Source organism: Pseudarthrobacter linnaei (assembly GCF_055412825.1).
Map to the genome: position 1 here is coordinate 1 of NZ_JBVAYX010000070.1, position 1,211 is coordinate 1,211.

Sequence of the window (1,211 nt, forward strand, 5' to 3'; positions counted from 1 at the left end):
CCTTGTTGTCCCCAGGCTGTTTGGATCGGGCCGAGGGTCATGGGGGCGGCGCCGGAGAGGGGGGACCACATGATGGAGCCCTTCTCGAAGTTCTGGAAGCATCCGCCGTTTTTGAGTCCGCAGATGATTTTGTTGGTGGGGTATCCGAGGGTGCCGTTTTCGTAGCCGGATTTGGCCCAGGCGCTGCGGATGGGGGCGGAGGTGATGGGGTGGGCTCCGGTGGTGGGGGAGAACATAATGGAGCCCTTTTGGAAGTTCTGGAAGCATCCGCCGTTGCGGAGACCGCAGAACTGGTCGGAGGTGGGGTATCCCAGGGATCCGCCTTCGAATCCTGATCCGGCCCAGGTGCTCAGGAACGGGCCGAGGTAGACGGGGCGGGTGCCTGTGGCGGGGGAGGACAGGACGCTGGCGTGTTCGAAGTTCTGGAAGCAGCCGTCGTCCTTGAGTCCGCAGGTTAGGGCGGAGGTCGGGTAGCCGAGGCTTCCGTTTTCGAAGCCTGTTCGTTGCCAGGTGCGGAGCGTTTCGCCTGACAGGGCGAAGGCTCCCGCGGCGGGGGAGTACATGATGACGCCCTTTTGGAAGTTTTGGAAGCACCCGCCGCCCCTAAGTCCGCAGACCTGGGCGCTGACGGGGTAGCCGACTTCTGCGGGCCGCCAGGTGGCTGCCGCGGCTCCCGGGATGGCCCAGCCGCCGTCGGCGCTGGACCAGGCGGCCGTGCCGCCCTGGAATGCCTGGCTGCACTGGGTTGATGTTGAATTGCATTGTTGTTTGCCGGTGGGATAGCCGAGCGTTCCGCCTTCGTATCCGCTGCGCTGCCAGACCTGCTGCACCGGGCCGGGGATGATTGTTTGGGCGCCGGAGGCGGGGGACCACATCACGGTGCCGCCTTGGTAGTTCTGGAAGCAGCCGCCTCCCTTGAGGCCGCAGACGGCGTTGGCTGTGGGGTACCCCAGCGGGCCGTTTTCAAACTTTTCCTGTTGCCAGAGGTCCCGGATTCCACCGAACGTGCTGAGCGCGGCGCCGGAGGCGGGGGACCACATGATCGCACCGCCCTGGTAATTCTGGAAGCAGCCGTTGTCCTTCAGTCCGCAGATGATCCCGGACGTCGGGTAGCCCATCGTGCCGTTTTCGTACCCGCTCCGGGCCCAGGCCTCACGGATCGGTCCGATCAGGCTCGGCTGCGCGCCGGTCGCCGGGGACCACATGACCAC

Annotated in this window: 1 protein-coding gene; it reads right to left on the reverse strand. The window is 65.6% G+C overall.

What is annotated here, in order from left to right; translation table 11 throughout:
* Window positions 1-1,211, reverse strand: a 1,211-nt coding sequence (locus ACZYZ3_RS20505) for an LGFP repeat-containing protein (protein WP_463965603.1), incomplete at both ends; no start/stop codon positions are given.